The organism is Sorangiineae bacterium MSr11954, from assembly GCA_037157815.1.
Lineage (GTDB): Bacteria > Myxococcota_A > Polyangia > Polyangiales > Polyangiaceae > Pendulispora > Pendulispora albinea.
Genome location: CP089984.1, coordinates 12,224,377 through 12,242,832, shown reverse-complemented (window position 1 = coordinate 12,242,832; position 18,456 = coordinate 12,224,377). Strand labels below are relative to the sequence as shown.

General features: G+C 70.0%; 14 protein-coding genes. 4 read left to right on the top strand and 10 right to left on the bottom strand.

What is annotated here, in order from left to right:
• Positions 1-1,553: 1,553 nt before the first annotated feature.
• The gene (locus tag LZC94_48580) at positions 1,554-2,543 is read left to right on the top strand and encodes a hypothetical protein (protein ID WXB15659.1); all 990 of its coding nucleotides are present in this window, start codon (positions 1,554-1,556) and stop codon (positions 2,541-2,543) included.
• 8 nt (positions 2,544-2,551) lie between these two features.
• Here the strand turns inward: LZC94_48580 and LZC94_48575 are convergent, their stop codons facing one another.
• Genes LZC94_48575 through LZC94_48560 form a run of 4 tightly spaced genes read right to left on the bottom strand, consistent with a single transcriptional unit; the run spans position 2,552 to position 5,988 of the window.
• Positions 2,552-3,394 carry a hypothetical protein gene (locus tag LZC94_48575; protein ID WXB15658.1) on the bottom strand — a complete coding sequence of 281 codons (843 nt, stop codon included), beginning with the start codon at positions 3,392-3,394 and terminating at the stop codon, positions 2,552-2,554.
• Positions 3,391-4,812, bottom strand: a complete 1,422-nt coding sequence (locus LZC94_48570; GenBank protein ID WXB15657.1) for a hypothetical protein — start codon at positions 4,810-4,812, stop codon at positions 3,391-3,393. Before LZC94_48570 ends, LZC94_48575 begins: the two co-directional genes overlap by 4 nt.
• Positions 4,809-5,420: a tRNA-(ms[2]io[6]A)-hydroxylase gene (locus LZC94_48565; GenBank protein ID WXB15656.1), complete on the bottom strand. Its 612-nt coding sequence runs from the start codon at positions 5,418-5,420 to the stop codon at positions 4,809-4,811. Before LZC94_48565 ends, LZC94_48570 begins: the two co-directional genes overlap by 4 nt.
• 55 nt (positions 5,421-5,475) lie before the next feature.
• Entirely contained in the window at positions 5,476-5,988 is a 513-nt protein-coding gene (locus tag LZC94_48560) for a hypothetical protein (GenBank protein ID WXB15655.1), read from the bottom strand.
• Between the two features lie 70 nt (positions 5,989-6,058).
• On the opposite strand from LZC94_48560, the gene LZC94_48555 reads away from it, so the two are divergent.
• On the top strand, positions 6,059-6,442 hold the full coding sequence (locus LZC94_48555) for a hypothetical protein (protein ID WXB15654.1): 384 nt from the start codon (positions 6,059-6,061) through the stop codon (positions 6,440-6,442).
• A 3-nt stretch (positions 6,443-6,445) separates the two neighbouring features.
• Here the strand turns inward: LZC94_48555 and LZC94_48550 are convergent, their stop codons facing one another.
• Positions 6,446-9,604 carry a carboxypeptidase regulatory-like domain-containing protein gene (locus tag LZC94_48550; protein ID WXB15653.1) on the bottom strand — a complete coding sequence of 1,053 codons (3,159 nt, stop codon included), beginning with the start codon at positions 9,602-9,604 and terminating at the stop codon, positions 6,446-6,448.
• A gap of 128 nt (positions 9,605-9,732) precedes the next feature.
• Here LZC94_48550 and LZC94_48545 point away from each other — a divergent pair, with 128 nt between their 5' ends.
• Positions 9,733-10,479: a 1-acyl-sn-glycerol-3-phosphate acyltransferase gene (locus tag LZC94_48545; protein ID WXB15652.1), complete on the top strand. Its 747-nt coding sequence runs from the start codon at positions 9,733-9,735 to the stop codon at positions 10,477-10,479.
• A gap of 68 nt (positions 10,480-10,547) precedes the next feature.
• Here the strand turns inward: LZC94_48545 and LZC94_48540 are convergent, their stop codons facing one another.
• From LZC94_48540 to LZC94_48520, 5 genes are read right to left on the bottom strand one after another with little or no spacing between them, the layout of a single operon-like run.
• The gene (locus LZC94_48540; protein ID WXB15651.1) at positions 10,548-11,813 is read right to left on the bottom strand and encodes a hypothetical protein; all 1,266 of its coding nucleotides are present in this window, start codon (positions 11,811-11,813) and stop codon (positions 10,548-10,550) included.
• Complete coding sequence (locus tag LZC94_48535; GenBank protein WXB15650.1) at positions 11,810-12,655, bottom strand: hypothetical protein; 846 nt, start codon at positions 12,653-12,655, stop codon at positions 11,810-11,812. The genes LZC94_48540 and LZC94_48535 overlap by 4 nt, the downstream gene beginning before the upstream one ends.
• 41 nt (positions 12,656-12,696) lie before the next feature.
• Positions 12,697-13,443, bottom strand: coding sequence for a Bax inhibitor-1/YccA family protein (locus LZC94_48530; GenBank protein ID WXB15649.1), 747 nt, complete (start codon positions 13,441-13,443; stop codon positions 12,697-12,699).
• A 42-nt stretch (positions 13,444-13,485) separates the two neighbouring features.
• Positions 13,486-14,406 (bottom strand): hypothetical protein, encoded by a 921-nt coding sequence (locus LZC94_48525; protein ID WXB15648.1) that lies wholly within the window; start codon positions 14,404-14,406, stop codon positions 13,486-13,488.
• Positions 14,406-15,659 (bottom strand): GNAT family N-acetyltransferase, encoded by a 1,254-nt coding sequence (locus LZC94_48520; GenBank protein ID WXB15647.1) that lies wholly within the window; start codon positions 15,657-15,659, stop codon positions 14,406-14,408. The genes LZC94_48525 and LZC94_48520 overlap by 1 nt, the downstream gene beginning before the upstream one ends.
• 112 nt (positions 15,660-15,771) lie before the next feature.
• On the opposite strand from LZC94_48520, the gene LZC94_48515 reads away from it, so the two are divergent.
• Positions 15,772-18,456 carry a response regulator gene (locus tag LZC94_48515; GenBank protein ID WXB15646.1) on the top strand — a complete coding sequence of 895 codons (2,685 nt, stop codon included), beginning with the start codon at positions 15,772-15,774 and terminating at the stop codon, positions 18,454-18,456.

The window sequence follows — 18,456 nt, the reverse complement described above, 5'->3', positions numbered from 1 at the left end:
CGGTACCCGTTACCCGCTCCTACGTTGCCTACGCTTTTCATTTGTCGGTCCCGCCCCGCCAAACGTTTCCCGACTCGAACTCGAGACGTGCTTTCTTTTGCTGCTTGCTGCTTGCTGCCGGCGCAGAGCCGCTCACTCGAAGCGCGCGAACGCCTTCGGCGACACGATCCCCTGGGCCTCACCGCGCGGGCGTGGCTCGAACAGGATCGTTGCCGTGGACCAAGCCAAACCCGTGGAGCCTACGACTTACGTTGGGCTCACGAGCTTTGTCCCCAACCAGAATTGGAGCGAGCTGGCCATTTTTGGAATCAGTCTACGCGCACGAATCCACCCTGACGCGCAGCGCGCGTACCTTGCCAACAGATTCTCCACAGCCTGTGGACAATCGCTTCCATCCGTCCCCCAACTCCCCCTCCCAAGAGTGATTGGCGTCCGTATCGAAAAAACATCGGCGAGTAAATCGTCTCCAAGCTTTTGCTACCTGCTGCTGCGGAACCCCTCCCCAGAACAAGTGCGACGATTCGGAACCGCGAGCGCGGAGACCAGGTACCCCGAACAATCGGGACGGTGGCGGCAAACGCAAAACGCAAAACGTAACTTGACAAAATACGTCAGAGTACGACCAGCCCAACAGAAACAAATCGAAAAAGACGAAACAAGGCGGCCCCTCGGTGCTTCCCATTTACGCTAAACACGTGTACAGGGGATGCATCCGTTGACCCGCCGACGATAGCCTCCATCTCATCATCGCTCCAGTCTTGACTCGCCGGAGCGATCTCGAAATGAGGGAAACGAAGTAAGACAAAACGATCCCCGACGACCCGATGGACCTACGTCCGTCGGCCGCCAGGAACAAGAAGCATGCGAGACGCTAGAGACAGTAACTTGGTGCTGAACGGTCTTCGAAATTCTTAGCGAGCGCGCCTAAAGGGCAACGGAGTGACAGCACCGTGCCCGTAACGCGAACCATGCTCCTAGCATCGCTTTTTCGAGCTCGTCCACGGCGATGTGCACAGAGGGGTAAAGTTCCCGGAATTACACGATTTTATTGGTTGTAGATCGCCTGTGAATCGTCGTTCGCCCGGTTTCTGATGGCCCGGTGCAGCGTAAATATAGAAAATGACGGCTGAAACGCTCACGGGCCAACCGATGGGACCAGTGATCTCCGCGTTTTCTCCTCGTTCCACCTGTCAAGAGTGCCCGCCACCCACGTTTTTTCGTGAAAATTGCTTACTGGAGGCGACCTTGTTAGGGTCTGCGCGCGCACGCTGGGCGTGCCCCCCTTCGCCCCTATGCTCCCGTTCCATTTGTCACCCTCATCAAAAAACTCCGCTGCAGCGAGCTGGTTTCATCGCCGGCACGACGGCTGGTATCTCGCCTTATCAGCAGGATCCGAACGTTGTGGCTCGCACGCCTCGGGTCACGATCGCGACGGTTGTGTGTCGCTCGAAACCTCCGACCTTCCACATCGACCGCCGCACGCGACCGACCTGCAGCGCCGCCGTTGTGCATCACGCATCGTGCGCCGCGATCGGGATCGCGATCGTGCGCGCGTGGGGCAACGTGTCGCCGCGCTCGCCATCGCGTGCGCGCTCACGGCGGGTGCGCGCATGGCGCACGCCGATCCATCGAGCGTAACGCCGCAACAAGGCTACGACCTCGGGGAGGTGCAGGGTGCGCGGTCGCTCGCCATGGCGGGTGCGCAGAACGCGACGGGCATGTCGACGACGGCGTTGTTCCTCAACCCCGCCAACCTGCCGTACACGCGCGTCTACCACTTCGAGGCGCTCGCCTCGTTCTCACCGGAGGCGCGGCGCACCAACTTTGGCGGCGCCATCGCGGACTCGTCGACGAGCCGGCTCGCGGGCGCGCTCGGCGGCGTGTGGTCGCAGATGGATGGCGACGGAGCGCGGCGCCAATGGACCGATCTGCGCGCGGCGCTCGCGTATGCGCTGGGCGACCAGATTTCGATCGGCATCACCGGGCGCTTCCTTCGCGCGTCGCAAGGGGTGTCCAACGGCGCCTTCGGTGACAGCCCGGTGTCGGACGGCACGCGCGGCGATCCCGTGGTCAACCACTTTACGTTCGATGCGGGCGTGACCATCGCGCCGGTGAACGGTCTCTTCTTCGGCGTGGTGGGGCACAACCTCACCAACCCCGGGCACTCGCTGGTGCCGACCACCTTGGCCGGCGGCGTGGGGTACACGCGGGAGCTGTTCACGGTGGAGGCCAACGCCATGGCCGACTTCACGACCTGGAAGGGCACGCGCGGGCGCTTCATGCTCGGCGGCGAGTTCATGCTCCTGCAGCACATCCCCCTGCGCGCCGGCTACCGCTACGACGCCGGCCAGCAGACGCACGCCGTCTCCGCCGGCCTCGGGTACGTCGACAAGAAGTGGAGCGTCGAGCTCAGCGGGCGGCGCGATGTGAGCGCCGAGCATCCGATGACCCTGTTCTCGATCGCGCTACGCTACTTCCACGATCCGAAGGCCTTCGAGGGATCGAAGGACGACGACAACACGGGGTCGGACTCGCAGCAGTAGGCCGTCCGTCAGTCGTGCGTCCAAAAGCGGATGCACAGGTCGTCGGTGTTGTGCCTCACGGCCAAGACCGGCGCGATGGGGGCGTCGTTGGTGCGCGAGGGCGCCTTGGGATCGGGCGTCGCGCGAACGAAGGCGCCCGTGGTGCCCGCGCGCAAGGTGATGGCGAGCGGGTACGGATCGGCGTCTTTGCCGCAGAGGTGGGCCTCGGCGTGCTCGAGGGTCACGTCCTTCTCGACGGAGGCGACCTGCAAGCGTCCGAGGGCCAGCGGGTTGCCGGCCTCTGTGCCGAGGCGGACGACCACCTCGTGCCCGGTCTGGGGATCGAGCTCGGGGCGCGGGAGGACGGTGCGCAGGCGAAGGGCTGCCATGTTGCGCGCGCCCAAGGCGCGGCGGAGCTCCGCGTCGCGCACGCGCACGATGGCGCCGGCCATCTGCGGGCGGCCCAGGAGCAAGTAGACGTTGGAGCTCGCGGGGCGGCGGATGGCCCGCTCCGTCGGCAAGGGCTCGCCGCGCTCCTCGGCCACCGGCTCGAGCGATCCATCGGGGACGGCGAGCAAGTGCGCGTCGAAGGCGTACGGTGCGCCGGGTGCGCCGAAGGCGATGAAGAACTCGAGATCGCCCGAGCGCCAGCTCCCGCGCGGGATGTTCACGTCTTGGGTGACGACGATGTGCGCGCGCGCGACCTCGACCCGCACCCGGGGGATGCTCGGCAAGAGCGGCAAGGTGGGACCGGCCGTGCGCGCGTGCGAGGCTTGCGCGGGCTGCTGCGGCGCCGCGTGCGCGGGGAGGTTGGCGAAGGCGAGGGTCGCCGGGAGCATCCCGGCGAAGGCGACGAATGCGGCGCGTCTCACCCGAACAGCTCCTCGAACGCGCGCCCGATGCCGTTTGCCGTTTGCGATGGCTCCAACGTCTCCTCCGGGGGTCCGCCCACCAACGCGCCGTCGATGGGTGCTCGTGCAGGATACAACGTTCTCGCGCGCAGCGTCTCGGAGGCGCGGGGGTTGCGGAACCAATCTTCGTCGAACCGCTCGACCAAGCTTTGGGCGAGCGGCCGGGCGGTCGCCGCGCCGACCAGCCGCGCGCCCTCGTCGTCGCGGCATTCGGGCCAGACGCCGGCGAGCGCGCGGGGCGCGGGGACGCCGAAGAGGCGTGACGTGATCTCGTCCCACACGGCGTCGTCCGCGCCGCCGAGGAGCACGCGCGCCGCGTCGAGGCGGAGCGAAAAGAGCAGCGTGGTGCCGAGGGCGCGCGCCTGCTGGAGCGCCGCATCGCGCCCGAGGCCGAGCGCGCGGCGCTGGAACACGGGCGAGGCGCCGAGCGACGCCATGAGCGCCCCCATGCGGTACTTGTCCACGAAGTGCGGATCCTGCCGCAGCACGAAGGGAACCGTGCCCTTCGTCTCGAAGCGCGCCGTGCGAAAGCTCTGGCCGAACGCGGCGAGGGCGCGGACGAAGCTCGCGCCCGAGAGCGCGGCGGGGAGCGGGGGTTCTTCGAGCCCGGACGCTCCCGTGAACCATCCGTCGAACAGCTCGTGGAGCCATCGCCACGTCAGCCGCGCGGGCCAGCCTTCGCCCGCGCCGCGCGCCATGGAAATGCGGATGGCGTCGACCGGGTGCGGGGCGGGCGCGCTCTCGCGCTTTCGCTCCTCGCGCACGAGCGACGCGGCGAGATCCTCCGTCGCGTCGAGGATCCCGCGGGCCAGCGCGTCTTGATGCGCGAGCTCGGGCGGGGTGAGCTCGGCGTGGGATCCGCGAGCGCCGTCGGTCTCGAGGCCCAGCCGGCGCAGGACCTCCGCGCGGCGCTGGCGGCGTTCGCGGTGGAGCGGCGCGAGGGCGGGGCCGCGGGCTGCGGCGGCGTCGAACCACGCGAGGCTCTTTCCGCGCGCGGTCTCCGTGACCACGCCGCGCCAAGCTTCGCGGTAGGAGACGAGCCGCACCTCGTCGGGCGATGCTTCGCGCGCGGCGATCGCGCGGGCGATGGCCACGTCGGCGTCACGCGAGAGGCGCGCCTGCAGGAGAGACGCGATCCAACGGCGCAGCGCCTCCTTGGTGCCTGCCGGATCGGGGGTGTCCGCGAGCGCATCGTAGAGCGACTTGGTGGCCACGGGACGGTGGACGATGAAGACGTCTTCGTCCTCGCGGGCCTCGGGATCGTGGAAGAGATCCTTGCGCCAGGTCCGCCATGCGCGAACGGCGCGCTCGACCTCGCGATCGATCGCGAGGAGATCGTGCACGTCGAGGGTGCCGCCCGGGAATGCGCGCTCGCTCATCCGTGAATGAAGCCGCGAAAGGTGTTGTTTGCCAATCGAGAAACGATTTGCCCCTCGAGAACGCTCAGGGTCTCGAGGCGCGCCTCCACCGCCTCACGGGCGTTCGGGCCTCCGGCGGCGGCGATGGCCAGATCGCAGAAGGTGCGGTAGTGGCGGGCCTCCGCGGCAAAGAGCTCGGTGTAGAAGTCGAAGATCGCGCGCTCCTGGGCGGGGTCGAGGGCGCCCAAGAGGAGCTTGAACCGCTCGCACGAGCGCGCCTCGATGAGCGCCCCCACCAGGAGACGGTCGACCAGCGGGGGCAGCCCCGAAGGGCGCTCCTTGGCCGACTTGCGCAGGTCAGCCGCGTAGGTGTCGACCTCGGGGGGCCCGAGCGGGATCCCGCGCCGTTCGAGGACGGTGAGCACCTGCTGAAAGTGCTCCAGCTCTTCTTTCGCCAGATCGGTGAGCGCGCGGACGAGGGCGAGATCGTCGGGGTGGCGCGCGGCGAGGGAGAGCGCGTTGGAGGCGGCCTTCATCTCGCAGTGCGCGTGATCGGCGAGCACCTTGTCGAAGTTCGCGACGGCTTCTTTCGCCCAGCCGGGATCGCTCCGAACTTTGAGGCAAAACATCCCCTGGGCGCATAGCACGGTCTCGGCCGGCGCGGAAATCGGCGTGGTCCTGCGGTTACGCGCCCTTGCGGAGCGAACCCCGCCGGCCACCCAGGGCGGCCAGGACGGCCGTCAGCGCGATCGGGAGCAGCGCGGCCGGGGTCATGGTACCCGACGCGAAGGCCAAAACCCCGGTGAGAATGCCCACGACAGCGCCTGCGGCGCCGGCCTCGCGCCAGCCGGCTTTGTCGCTCCAGCGCCCCACCACATACCCGCCGGCCAGGGCCCCCACGGAGAGTGCGACCGCGGGAAGCGCGACGAGCCAGGCGGTCAGTCGTGCGCGTTCACCCGAGGAAAGCGCGGCAATGGCCAGGGTCGCTTGATCTTGGCTTTCGACGGGACCGAGAGCTGCGGTAATGACGCGTCCCTTGACGAACTCCGCCACGTACGCGAGCGGCAGCCACGCTGCCAAGATGATGACCACCCCGAAGCCGACCCAATGCCACGCAGGCCGCCGTTCTTCGTCCGATCCCGGCGCGGGTTGGTGCGGGTTCTCCTTGAGGAGCGGGAGTCTTCGCTTCTCAGCCACGCTTTTAGACATAGCTCAATCGGCGTACACTCGGGCTGTGCACCGCCCACCCCGCGCCCGACCTGCCACGATGCTGCCGCGGTCCCTGGTTTTCGTGGCCTTCGCGCTTTCCATGCTGGCGGTGGGCTGTCGCAAATCGGGGGAGGAGCGGCTCACGGGGCTCTGGCGGGGGAACCATGTCGAGGGGGTCACACCGGAGCAGGAGCCCGCGGCGAGGGCGTTCGCCATCGAGACGGAGCTTCATTTTCGTGACGGCGCGATTATGGTGAAGACCCCGAAGAGCACGTCCATGTGCGCGTTCAAGGTCGCGCAGACGGAGAAGAACATGGTGACCGTGATCACCGATCTGGATGGGCCGAGCAACCCGCAGACGTTCGACTTCGCCGACGACGAGACGATGCATTGGTTGGTGGTACCGGGAAAGCGCATCACGTTTCATCGGGTGTCGCAGTAGGGTTTAGCGGCGGATGGGTTCGCGCGGAAGGCGAACCGTGCGCGTGGCCTCGCCGCGCTGAAGCTTGAGCACCACGTCGAGGGCGGGTGCGCCGTTGAGTCGGGCGCGCGCCTCGTCCATGCCGTGCACGGCCGCGCCGTCGACCTCGAGCAAAATATCGCCCGGCGCGAGGCCGGCGCGTTCGGCGGCGCTCCCCTCGGCCACGGCGGCGAGCACGATGGCCTCGTCGGGGTCGATGGACAGGGTGACGGCCACGCCATGGCTCTCGGGCCCCGTGGCCGACTCGCGCTTGTCGCCCTCGCGCGGGAACGCCATCACCAGGCCCGACGTCGTGCGGCCCGCCACCACCCGCACGCCCTCGAGGCGCGTGCGCCCCACGTCGGGTGCGAAGGCTTCCAAGGTCACGGTCCCCTCTTCGAGCTCGCCCAAGCGAAAGCGCCCTTGGGCGTCGGCCACCGCGATGCCGCGCGGGGTCACGCCGACGGCCAGGTACGTGGGCACCTGATCGCGCGCGATGCGTGCACCTTGCACGGGACGGTTCTGCGCGTCCACCACCGTGCCGCTGACGGCGCCCTCCGCTTTGAGCTCGACCCGCCCGAGCGCCGTGGGGCGGTTGCCGCCTTGCTTGGCGACCGCCACGCGCAGATCCGCGGGGGCGTAGCCTTGCGCGCGCACCACCAGGCGGGCCGGGCCCGGGGCGAGCTCGTTCACCGCGAAGAGGCCGTCGAGGTCCGTGCGCGCGTGGCGGGCGCCCAGATCGGTGTACAATACAACCTCTGCGTCCTTGATGCGATCGCCGCGGCTGGAGCGGACCTCGCCGGTGGCGCTCTCGGCGCGCCCGAGGGCGATCATCACCGGCTCGCGCGCGTCGGCCTCCACGGTGGTGACGGTGGGTGCGCGCTCGGGGGCGCGCGCCTCGATGCGGAGAGGCAGTCCGCGCGCGCCTTGGATGCTCGCCTCCCCGCGCGCGTCGGTGTACGCGGTGCTGCGCAGCGGGGCGTTGGGATCGAGCGAGGTCGCGGAGAGCTGCACGGCGTCGAGCGAATAACCGCGGTCGTCGGTGACGCGAACTCGGAGCGCGGGGCGCGGATCGGGGAGGGTCAGGGTGACTTCGCGCTTTTGGCCCTCGGGGATGGACAGGGTGAGGCTGATGCTGGCGTTGTTCGCGGGGTCGTCGCGCGACGCCGTCAGGACGATGGATTCGGGGAGGGAGGCAAAGGCGAAGCTGCCGTCGGCCGGGGTGCGCGCGGCCCGTTCGAGCGTGCCGCGCACGGCGCCCACCGTAACCCTCGCGCCCTCGACGGCGTGGCCGCGCGCGTCGACCACGCGGCCCTCGAGCGAGCCGCCGGCGCGCATCACGATGGTGACCTTGGCCTCGCCGCCCGAGGGAAGCGTGACCATTTCGCTCATGGCCTCGACGTACTGCGGGTGACGGACCAAGGCGCGAACGCGGCCCGGGGTGGCGGGGGTCGCGCGAAAGGTGCCGTCGGCGCCCGTCACCCAGGGCTCGGAGGGCTTCGAGGGAGGGACCGCGGTCGCCATGGCGGAGGGAGATGCGCCGCCGCCGCCGCCACCGCCACCGCCACCACCAGAAACCGGATCCGAGGCGTGCGGGATGGGCGGCACCGGGCCGGGCATCACCCCCAGCTCGCCCGCGGGGACCAGCGGACGCGGTCCGGCGAGGGTGGCGGTGAAGTGCGCGTCGCGAAAGCTGGTGCGCCGCGGATCGTCGTCGATGGGTGCGCCGTGAAAGTCGGTGCCGAAGAGAACGACGGTGGCGCCGTCGACGGGGTAGCCGCGCGTGTCGACCACCCGCCCCACGATGGTGCCGGCGCGCGAGAGCGCGAGCACGACGGGGCCGCTCATGGGCTCGGGGACGGCGATCCCGCCGCGCGCCACGAAGCCATCGGCTTGCGCGGACAAGGTGGCGCCGCCGCGCGCGATGGGCCCGAGGCGCACCTGCCCCGCGCGATCGGAGATGCCCTCCAGCGGGAACGGCGACAGGCCGCCCTCGACCAGGGCGACGCGCGCACCGGAGATGGGGATGGGATCGCGGGCACCTTCTTGCTCCCCTTCAATCACATGGGCCGTCACGGTGATGCCCGGCTCCAAGTTCAGCTCGACCTCGCGCTCGTCGCCGCCGTTCACGGCCACGTCGAGCTCGATGGGGCTCACCCGATCGCCGCGGTTGGCGCGAAGCGCATACGTCCCCGCGGACAGCGAGGCGATGCGAACGATCCCGGCCGCGTCGGTGTCGGCCGCGCGCGGCGGCCACAAGGTGGCGCCGCTGATCTGCACGCGGGCCCCGGCGGCCGGCTCGCCGCCGTCGCGCACCCGCGCCACGATGACGCCGAGGCGGCGCAGGACGAAGTGCGCGGTCGTTCCCTCGAGCAGGCCGCGCTGGGTGACCTCTTCGAGCCCCAAGAGGCGCGCGGTCGCCGTGTACGGTCCGCGCGTGAGCCTCCCCACGTGCACGCGTCCATCTTCGTCCGTGCGCGCGCCCACCGGCAGCGGATCCCGCCCGGTGATCTCGATCTCGGCGCCGGCGATGGCGCCGCCGCGCTCGTCCTTCACCGCGATGTCGAGAAAGTGCTCCGGCTCCAAGGAGAACACCACGTTGCGGGTGCCTTGCAGGAGCACGAGGGTCGTCGCGCCGCGCGCGCGGCCGGGGGCGTCGGCGAGCACCCAGTGCTCGGCGCGCGGGAGGCGGTCGATGTGCACGAAGCCTTCGGCGTTGGTGAGCCCCTCGCCTGCGGAGTGGACGCGGCCATCGAGGACGGCGAGGGCGCGCACCCGCGCGCGGGCGATGTTCTGCCCGTCGTTGGTGCGCACGAACACGTCGAGGGAGGCGTCCCGGTCGTGGATCGTCTCGGGCACCGGCGGAGCCACCCGCTCGAACACCAGCGTGCGAAGGACGGATCCTGGCAAGCTGGCGACGAAGAGAAGACAGAGAACGACGTAAATCGCAGACCGCACCGCTCCGACCCAACGCGGCGGGCCGGGTGCGCGCGATGCGGGCGCAGTTGCATCGGGCGAGCCCTGCGGACGGGGCGCAGGTGCATCGGGCGAGCCGGCCGACCGGCGCGAGCCGTGCTCGCTGGGCGCGGGCGCGTCGGACGCATGGGTGGCGGGATCGGGCGGTCCGGAAGGCGGCACCTTCATGGGATTAGCATCCCTTTGCCCCCGAGCGCGGTGCGCGCGTACGTACGGCCTTGCTTGACGGCCGATGGCCGAACCATGGCACGATCATGACACGACGGCTTGTACGGTCGCGGTAGCTACTGCTGCCGATGGACATCCGCCATACCGTCACGGGGCTCTACAGCCACCTGGAGTTCGGGGCCTGCCTCGTGGGGTTCTTGCCGATCATGGCCGCCTCGCACGCCCTGCACCGCGGGGATCCGACGCAGCGTGAGCCGGGGCGGTGGATGCGGCGATTGGGGCGCACGGTCGGGCAGCTTACGCCGCTCTGGACGTTCACCATCGAAGGCGAGGCGCCGCCCGACATCGAGGCGAAGCCGCACGTGGTGATCGCCAACCACGAGTCGCAGGCCGACCCTTTTCTGCTGTCGTGGCTCCCCTGGGACATGCGCTGGGTCGCCAAGGAGGAACTGTTCAAGCCCCCCGTCTTGGGCTGGGTGATGACCTTCGGCGGCGACATCCCCCTTCGCCGCGGCGATGGAACGAGCGTGCGCGCCATGATGGCCGAGTGCGAGCGCGCCATCGACGCCGGCATCTCGATCATGATGTTCCCCGAGGGAACGCGCGCCCAAAACGGCGAGCTCCTGCGCTTTCGCGATGGCGCGTTCGATCTGGCCATCCGCACCAGGGCGCCCGTGCTGCCCATCGCCATCGCCGGCACCCGTCAGATGCGGCCAAAGCATTCGCGCTGGCTCGGGAAAGCCCACGCGTGCGCCAAGATCCTTCCGGCCGTCCCCACCGCCCATCTCCACGCCGAGGACATCGGCACCTTGCGCGATCGCTGCCGCGACATCATCGCCGCGGAGCTGCCCGATTTGCGCGCTCGTTACGGGTGACGCGGAGCACGCGCCGGCTCGACGCTCGACCGGGCGCGCTCGTTTGCACGTGACGCGCGCGACCCGGATCAGTGCAAGGTGTGCCAGCGCCCTTCGTACTCGATGCGCGGCAAGCCGGCCGGGTGCGGCCGCGGTCCCCCGCCGAGCGGCTCGGAGAGGGGCGCGGACGCAGGCGATTCGGCGGCGGCAGCAGCGGCGGCCGCGGCAGCCTTGGCGGCGTCGAGCGCCGCTTCTTCCCGCGCCCAGCGCTCCAGCGTCTCCTTCGCCTTCCTGCGCTTCTTGGCGTAGCCGTACACCAGGGCGAAGAAGACCAGCACCCAGAGGAGCGAGCCGCTGGTGAGCACCGGAAGGAACGTGTAACGCTTGGCGATCTCCTCGCGCCATTGGAACTCGAGCTTGCGAAGGTCCGTCCCGTACGCGTCGGCCAGCGCGCGATCGAACGGCGCGCCGTTGCGGACGCGCTCGATGAGCGACACGAAGCGCGCGCGATCCGGATCGCGCAGGAGGAAGCGCACGAAGTCGGCCGACTCGGCGTAGGCCACGCTCACCTCGTAGCGATCTTGGGGAAACGACGAGTCGAGATCGGCCAGGGGGATCGTCTGGCGCGAGATCGTGGCCTCCCACAGGGTCTTCAGACGGAGAAAGCGGCTCTCGCCCGACACGTGAATCGCGAGCCCCTCGTTGAACCAACGCGGCACGTGCCGCCCTTGCACGGCGTCGTACAGGGCGATGTGCACCAGCTCGTGAAAGAACACCTCCTTGATGTCCGGAGCGTCGGCGTTGGCTTCGGGGGCCGAGAGGGACAACAAAACGAGGTGCAGCGGCGCGTACGCCACGCCCGTCGCGTACTCGGGCGGCGGAAGGCCATCGGGCGCCAGCGCGGCCATTTCTTCGGGGGTGCGCGCCACGCGAACCTCGAGCTGATCGAGGACCGGGGCCCCGAACCAATCGCGCAGCTGCGACTTCATGGCCTCGGCCTCATGAAGGATCGGCTCGACCCGCTCGCGCGCACCCGGCACGTAACGCAGACGAAGCCAGCCGAGATCCTTGTCCGAATAGGCCGTGGGGACCGGGGGAATCCGGACGCCATTGGGCTGCAACACCAGCGGCGCATCGCGCGGCGCGGCCACCACGGGCTCCGCGAGCGCGGCCCGCGGCGTCATGGCGAGGAGCAAGCCCGCGAAGAGAACGGCGAAAAGCCGCTGGAGGCGCATCCGCAGACCGCCCGCTCCCGTTGGAACATCGTGCGGAGCACGACGTTCCACCCGAGGGCCCGCCGCCTGCGGCGGACGATGTGCAATCGAGAGAGGCGGGCGCGGACGAAATCGTCTCATCGAGGTACCTGCATCTGAAGATGGATCCTGTCGTCGCTCCCGTCTCGTGTCGCGATGAAGATTCCTACGCCGCCCACCGCCGCTGCCGCGATGGCGCCCCAGAACCAAGGCGACGCGTAGAACGGTTTGCTCGCCGTTTTCGCGTCGCCGCTCTGTCCCGTGTTTCCCGTGGTTCCCGTCGTCGGGGCCGTCTGGGTTGGCTTCGATGCCGCCGCCGGCTCGCTCAATGCGCCGCGAGGCTCGCTCGCGGGAGCGGTATTTCCGTACGATCGCTCCAAGGAACCGACAGCGCCGGACCACACCCATGCGGTCTTCGTGCCCGCGGCGGGCTTCGCATCCGGGGCCGTGCGCACCGGATCGGGGGCGTAACTCGCCGCGTCGAATATGCCTGCGTCCGCGAGAAAAATGCGCGCAACGGGGGTGGGGGTCGGTGAAGGGCTGAGCGGGTTCGGCGCGGGGACCGTCACCACCACCAGGCCGCGCACATGGAGTTGATGCGCAATCGACGCAAGCAGCTGGCGCGATGGAGCATCGTCGCCGCGGATGGCGTCGCGCGTGTCCGCAAGATCGCGCAGCGCCGCGGGCGCATCGGACGCGGGCGCCTCCCCGGCCAGCACGCGCGCCCTCGCCTCGTCGAGCGCCGGCGGCCGCAAAGACGGACGAGCGTAGACTTGCTGCGCCAGGGGCCACGCGGCATCGGCCGCATCGCGCCCCGCAAAAACCGCGAGCCCCGTGCCTTGGCTGGTGGTGCCTTGGCTCGGGGCTCGATCGGCGAGGGCGTCGCCAGCTGCCAGGGTGGATAGGAGAAAGCAGGTCCCCCAAACGTGGCGTGCAACGCCCATGAATGATTCGCTTTCTTGAAAGCTAGAAGGCTACCGGCGCCTCAACGCTCACGCGAGGAAGACAGGATGCGCAGGAGGAAGAGGAAGAGGTTGACCACATCGAGAAAGAGGCGGAGCGCAGCGCCGACGGCATCGTTTTCCGAGCGGTCGTGGAGGATGCGCGAGGTGTCGTAGAGGATGTAGCCCGAGAAGAGCAGGACGCCGACGCTGGCGATCGCCAGCTGGAAGGCGGCAGAGTGGAAGAAGAACCCGAGCAACATCGCGCCGAGGATGACCCAAACGCCCATGTTGAGCGCGGCGCCGAGGAACGAGAAATCTTTGCGCGTAACCAGGACATAGCCCGAGAGGCCGGTGAACGAGAGACCGGTGAGCAGGAAGGCGTCCCGCACCGGCGAGGCGCTCAATGTGCCGCCTTGCGAGGCGTAGAGTTGGGCGATGAACAGGGTGGGCGCCAGGAATATGCCCGTGATCAGCGTGTACCCAAAGAGCGCCGCGACATTGAGCCCGGGGATCCGTCGTGCAAACGAGGCCCCGAAGAAGGCGCCGATGTACACGATGAGCATCACGATGGGGTGGGCCATCCCGAACGCGACCAGGGGTGCCACCTCGATGGCGACGTCGCCCCCTCGAAGCACGACCGGCGTGCCGAGGTAGAGCGCCGCGAGCGCACCCGCGATGGCGAAAAAGACACCGCCGGTGAACAGCAGGTAGACGCGCCGCAGGTAGCTCGCCACGTCCACCGCGGCGCGGGTGGGGAATGCTCCATAAGACCGAGACTGCGGATTCATGTCATACATCGCGCCACCAAAGTAACAATGCGGTACGCGGCGTCAACGTTGGGGCGGCGCCAGCACGGAGACGGCGGGGCCGAAAGCGGGCGCGCGCTGCTCGATGGTGGTGCCGAGGGTGGGCGTGAGGAGGAGATACCGCGCACCGAGCACGAAGAGGGCGGCAGCCAAGGGCGGACCAAGAAGGGCAAGGGCGCGCCGCGCTTCGAATTCAGGCCGCGAGGCGAGCAGGGCGGCCATGGTGAAAGCCATCACATCCACCAAATTGGCGGACACGGCGGGCGAAAAGGGACCACCGGGCGGAAGAATGCGCGCGAGCCCGAACATCAGCCCAAGGGCGCCCCCGAGGAGCACCACGACGAAGGCGACCAACCGCACCTTGCGATTGTCCTCCTGCCATCGCGCGGCGATCGATCCAAAGCGGAGCGAGAACGGGATGAGCAGCACGGCCATCACCCCCGCGGCGATAGAAAAGGTGGCGCCGGCGAGCGGATGATGGTGCGTCTTGGCGCGAAGCACCGCGCCCAGGGCCAGCAGAACGAAGGAGAAGGCGCCGACCCAAAGGGCGAGCGACCAGCTTCGCTTTCGCGCATCCCCGAGCGAAAACGCACGAAGACCGACCCGCGCTTGGCGCAAGGTGAGCACCGACAGAAGCATCGGGATCAAGGTGGCCGCCGCCAGCGCTGGCCAGATGCCGCGCGCGTCGAGGGCGCTCGTCACGCGCATGGCCGCAGGTCCCGAGGCCAGGCCGGATGCCACCAGAGCAGCCCCCACCGCGCTGCCGAATCGCGTGAGAAAGGGGACCCGCGGCGGCTCCGGCGGACCGGACGGGCGCAGCTCACGGGAATCGCGCGGCTCACGCGCATCCGGCGGCTCACGCGGATCGCGAGGATCACGCGGATCGCGAGACAGCGGCGGAGGACGCGAGGGGTGCGAGGGGCGAGGCGGGATGGTGGAGGGCATCAGAACGGATCGAGCGCGTCGAACGCGGGGATGGCAAAGAGCTGGTCCGCGCGCCCAAGGGTGAGACGGTCGCGCGCTGTGACGAGACCGGTGCGTGCCGCCTGGGATGGGCGAACGCCGCCGTAGGCCACGCTAGCGAGGACGGCGGCGTCCGAGAAGAGAAGATCGACGGGGGCATCGGTGGCGGTCACATGCGCCGTACCGTTTTCGATGGCGATGCGAAGCGGGGTGGCACGATCGGCCGACGCACCGACGCCGACGATCAAGGCGCTCTCCGCCCCGGCCCCTGCCGCGGGGTAACCGCGCGCCGCGAGCGCGGCGGCGACGTCGTTCACGCGCACCATCGGCCCCGCGTGGACGATGCCGAGCGGGTGCTCCATGCGCGGCAAGCCGGGGCGGTGCATGTCGGCGTCGCTCAGCGCGAACAACGCGGGATCGTCTTGGGCGACCCCCACCTCGATCCACGCGACTTGATCCTTCTGCGCGCCCAGGTGACCCCAAAGCACGCGCCATGCGTCGTCGTCTTGGGCCACGAGATCGTGCACGATGAGGCGGGTCGGCCCGTTTTCCTCCCGCTGCTCGGCCGTCCACGCGATGTAGCCGCGCTCGTCTTCGGCGATGAACCAGAGTCGGTTCTCGTCGAGGAGGCGTTTTTCCCAGAGCAGCGGGCGGCGGGCGAGCCAGCCGGTCGAACGAGCCGCGGCGGCCTCGTAGATGCGCACCAGGGTGTCATGATCGTCGGGCACGAGGCTGCGCATCGCTCCACGCGCGGCGCGCGTCCACTCCGCGGGGATGGCGGAAGGCGCGATCTCGAGCTGGTGCAAGGGGGTGACCGGGCCGTACCCGAGGCGGCGATAGAAGCCGTAGCGAAAGGCATAAAGGAGCGCGATGGCGTCGCCGCGCGCGTGCGACACGGCGTGGAGGTGCTCGATCAAGGCGCGCGCGATGCCTTGGCCGCGCGCTTCGGCCGCCACGGCGACGCTGGCGATGCCGCCGAGGCGAACCCGCCGACCGCCGAACCACCCTTGCATGGCGTAGAGAAAGGCGTGGCCGAGGAGCCGCTCGCCGCGCCCGATGACATAGAGATCGTCGAGGCCCCCGAAGGCGTTCGTCTCGAGGCTGCGCCTTCGCGACGCGAGGCCGCGCGGATCGGGGTAGGCGCCGAGGTGAATGTCGAGGAGCCGGGGCAGATCGTCTTCGGTGGCTTTGCGAACGTGGAGGGCCTTGGGCGCCAGCGGGAGCGTGCTCGTCATCGAGCCGGAGCATATGTCAAGATTGCGGATCATTTGGCCCACTCTCCGCGCGTCTGATAACGGCGACAACATGATGGGCGCAGCCAATGGAGCGAACGGAAGGCTAGGTGGGATGCAGGCCGATTTCGTCGGCTCGCTCGGGCGCAAGACGGGGGAGGCGCGCACGGCGCTCGCGGCCCTGGAAGCCGACCCGAAGGCGCGCGGTCCCCGCGACGACGTTCGGCGCAGGCTCCACGCCATCGGAACGGCCGCGCGGCTCTTGCACTTCGACTCGACGCGGGTGGCCATCGGGCTGGCCGAAGAGGTCCTCGAGCGCATCGCGGAGAGCGGCACCGCCAGCCAGCAGGACTTGGAGCAAATCGGGCGGGTCCTCGACGACCTTCCGATCCTGGCGTGGGAAGACGTCTCGGAGAAGCGCTCGGCCAGCGAAGCTGCGGCCACCAGCGCGCCCCAGGCCGCCGCGCCGCACACGGCGCTGGTGGTGGGCGAAGACGCCATCGCCATGGCCATCTCCGAGGGGCCGGCCGACGCGGGCCGGGCGGCGGGCGAAGGCTTCGAGTGCGAGCGCACGACCGACGCGACGTACGCGGCGGTCCTCGCGCAGGAGATGAGCCCCGACGTGGTGGTCATCGACGGCGATCTCGAGGGCACCGACGAGCTGGTGGAGACGTTGCTCGATCGCATGGAGCTCGCGCCCATCGTGGTGCTGGGCCGCTTCGAGGAGGCCACGGAGGAGGCGCGCTTCATCGCGCTGGGCGTGGCCAAAACACTGAAAAAGCCGGCGTCGGAGGAGAGCCTTTACACGGCGTGCCGGGAGGCGGCCGATCAGCACCGCGAGCGCACGGTCCGGATCACCTTGCCGGCCGTCGATGCGTCGGGGGCCGTGTCCTCGGCCGGCGACGCGGCCAAGCGCGAGGCGGGGGACACCGAGGTGCCGGGCGCCGATCGGGCGTTTTCGCGCGGGCGGGGCGCGGCGGCCGATGTTCGGCTCGAGGGGCGGCGCGTGGTGGTGGCCGACGACGATCCCGGGGTGGCGTGGTTCATCGCGGACCTGCTCCGCACCACGGGGTGCATCGTCCACGAGGCGCACGATGGCGAGGAGGCGCTCGAGCTGGCCTACAAAACGGCGCCGCACTTGCTCCTGAGCGACGTGCTCATGCCGAAGCTCGACGGCTTCCAGCTGGCGCGCGCGCTGAAGCGCGACGTGGCGCTGCGCGACACGCCGGTGATCCTGCTGTCGTGGAAGGAGGACATGCTGCAGCGGGTGCGCGAGCTCGGCGCCGGCGCCGCCGGCTACCTTCGAAAAGAGAGCGACGCGCGGGCCATCCTGGCGCGGGTGCGCGAGGCGCTATGGCCACGCGCGCGCATCGAGGCACGCCTTCGCGGGCGCCAAGAGGTGCGCGGCCGTCTCGATGGGCTGACGGTGCGCTCCTTGCTCGAGCTGGTGTGCACCACGCGGCCCAAGTCGCGCGTGTGCCTGCGCGACGCATCCTACGTCTACGAGCTGGAGATCCGCGACGGCGCCCCGTGCCGGGCCACCCGCACGGCCCCCGACGGCACCATGCTCCGCGGCGGGCGGGCGCTGGCCGCGATGCTCGGCGTCTGGGCCGGGCGCTTCCACGTGGCGCCCAGCGAAGATCCGCTGGAGTGCGAGCTGCTCGGCACCTTCCGAGCGCAAACGGCCGAGCCGATCGCGCACGCGCGCGGCGCGGCGCATCTGCTCTCGGGGGCGCGGGTGCTGGGGGTCGCCAAGGTGGTGGTCGACTCCGAGATCATCGCCGGCTATCTCGGCGCCACGCCGCCGCCCGTGCGGAGGCTCGTGGAGCGCGTGGCGGAGGGCGAGTCGCCGCGGCAGGTGCTCTTGCGGGGCAACGTCGATCCGGTGATGCTGGAGGGCGCGCTGCTCGATCTGGCAGCACGTGGCGCCGTCGCCGAGGTGTACGGCGCGCAAGGGCAGGATCTGCTGCGCCCCGCGATCGATGCGGCGCTGCGGATGGAGTCGGGCACCGCGCAAACGGCGGAGGAGCGGACGCGGATGCGGCTCGCGAGCATTCCGAGCGACGATGGCGAGGCGCAGGTCGGGGTGGAGGACGAACTGGCGGAGGTTGCCGTTTCGGAAGCGGCGCGGGCGGGCAGCGGCTCGGCGCAAGCGGCGCGGGCGGGCAGCGGCTCGGCGCAAGCCGCGAAGGGTGCGGCGCAGCCCGTGCGGAGCGGGGCGCAAGCGACGCGGGATGCGGGTGCGGAGGAGGACGCGCCGCGTTCGTATCCGGACGTCACGGCGATCGAGTCGGAGCTCACCTCGAACACGCCGATGGCCTCGGTGGTCGCGCGATCGGCTCCGGCGCCGCGGCGACGGGAGCGGCGATGGTTTGGCGCCGCGATCTTTGGCGCCGTGTTGATCGCGGCGCTGGGCGCGCGCGCGGCGGTGGACGCGCCCGGAAAAGGCGTGGCGGCGTCCGGCGGATCGCAAGGGGGCACGACGGCCGGGACGCGCCCGACGCACGCGGGGACCACGAGCGCCGCGGCGTTCGCCGAGCCGCGCGCCGATGCGAATCCGCAATCGGCGCCCGTGCCGGTGCCGGCCGCGAGCGCAGCTTCCGAGCCCGCGACCGAGGCGCCGCGCGCGCGCCATGGCTCGCACGCGGCGGACGCGGGCTCGGCGCCAAAGAACGAGAAGGCGAAGGACGCCGGGAGCAAATCCGCCGCGCCCGTCACCGTCTCGGCGACGGGGTTGGACGTCGCGGCGGCGGCAGCTGCCGAGCTCCACGCTCCGAACGCATCGACCTTTGCCCCGTGA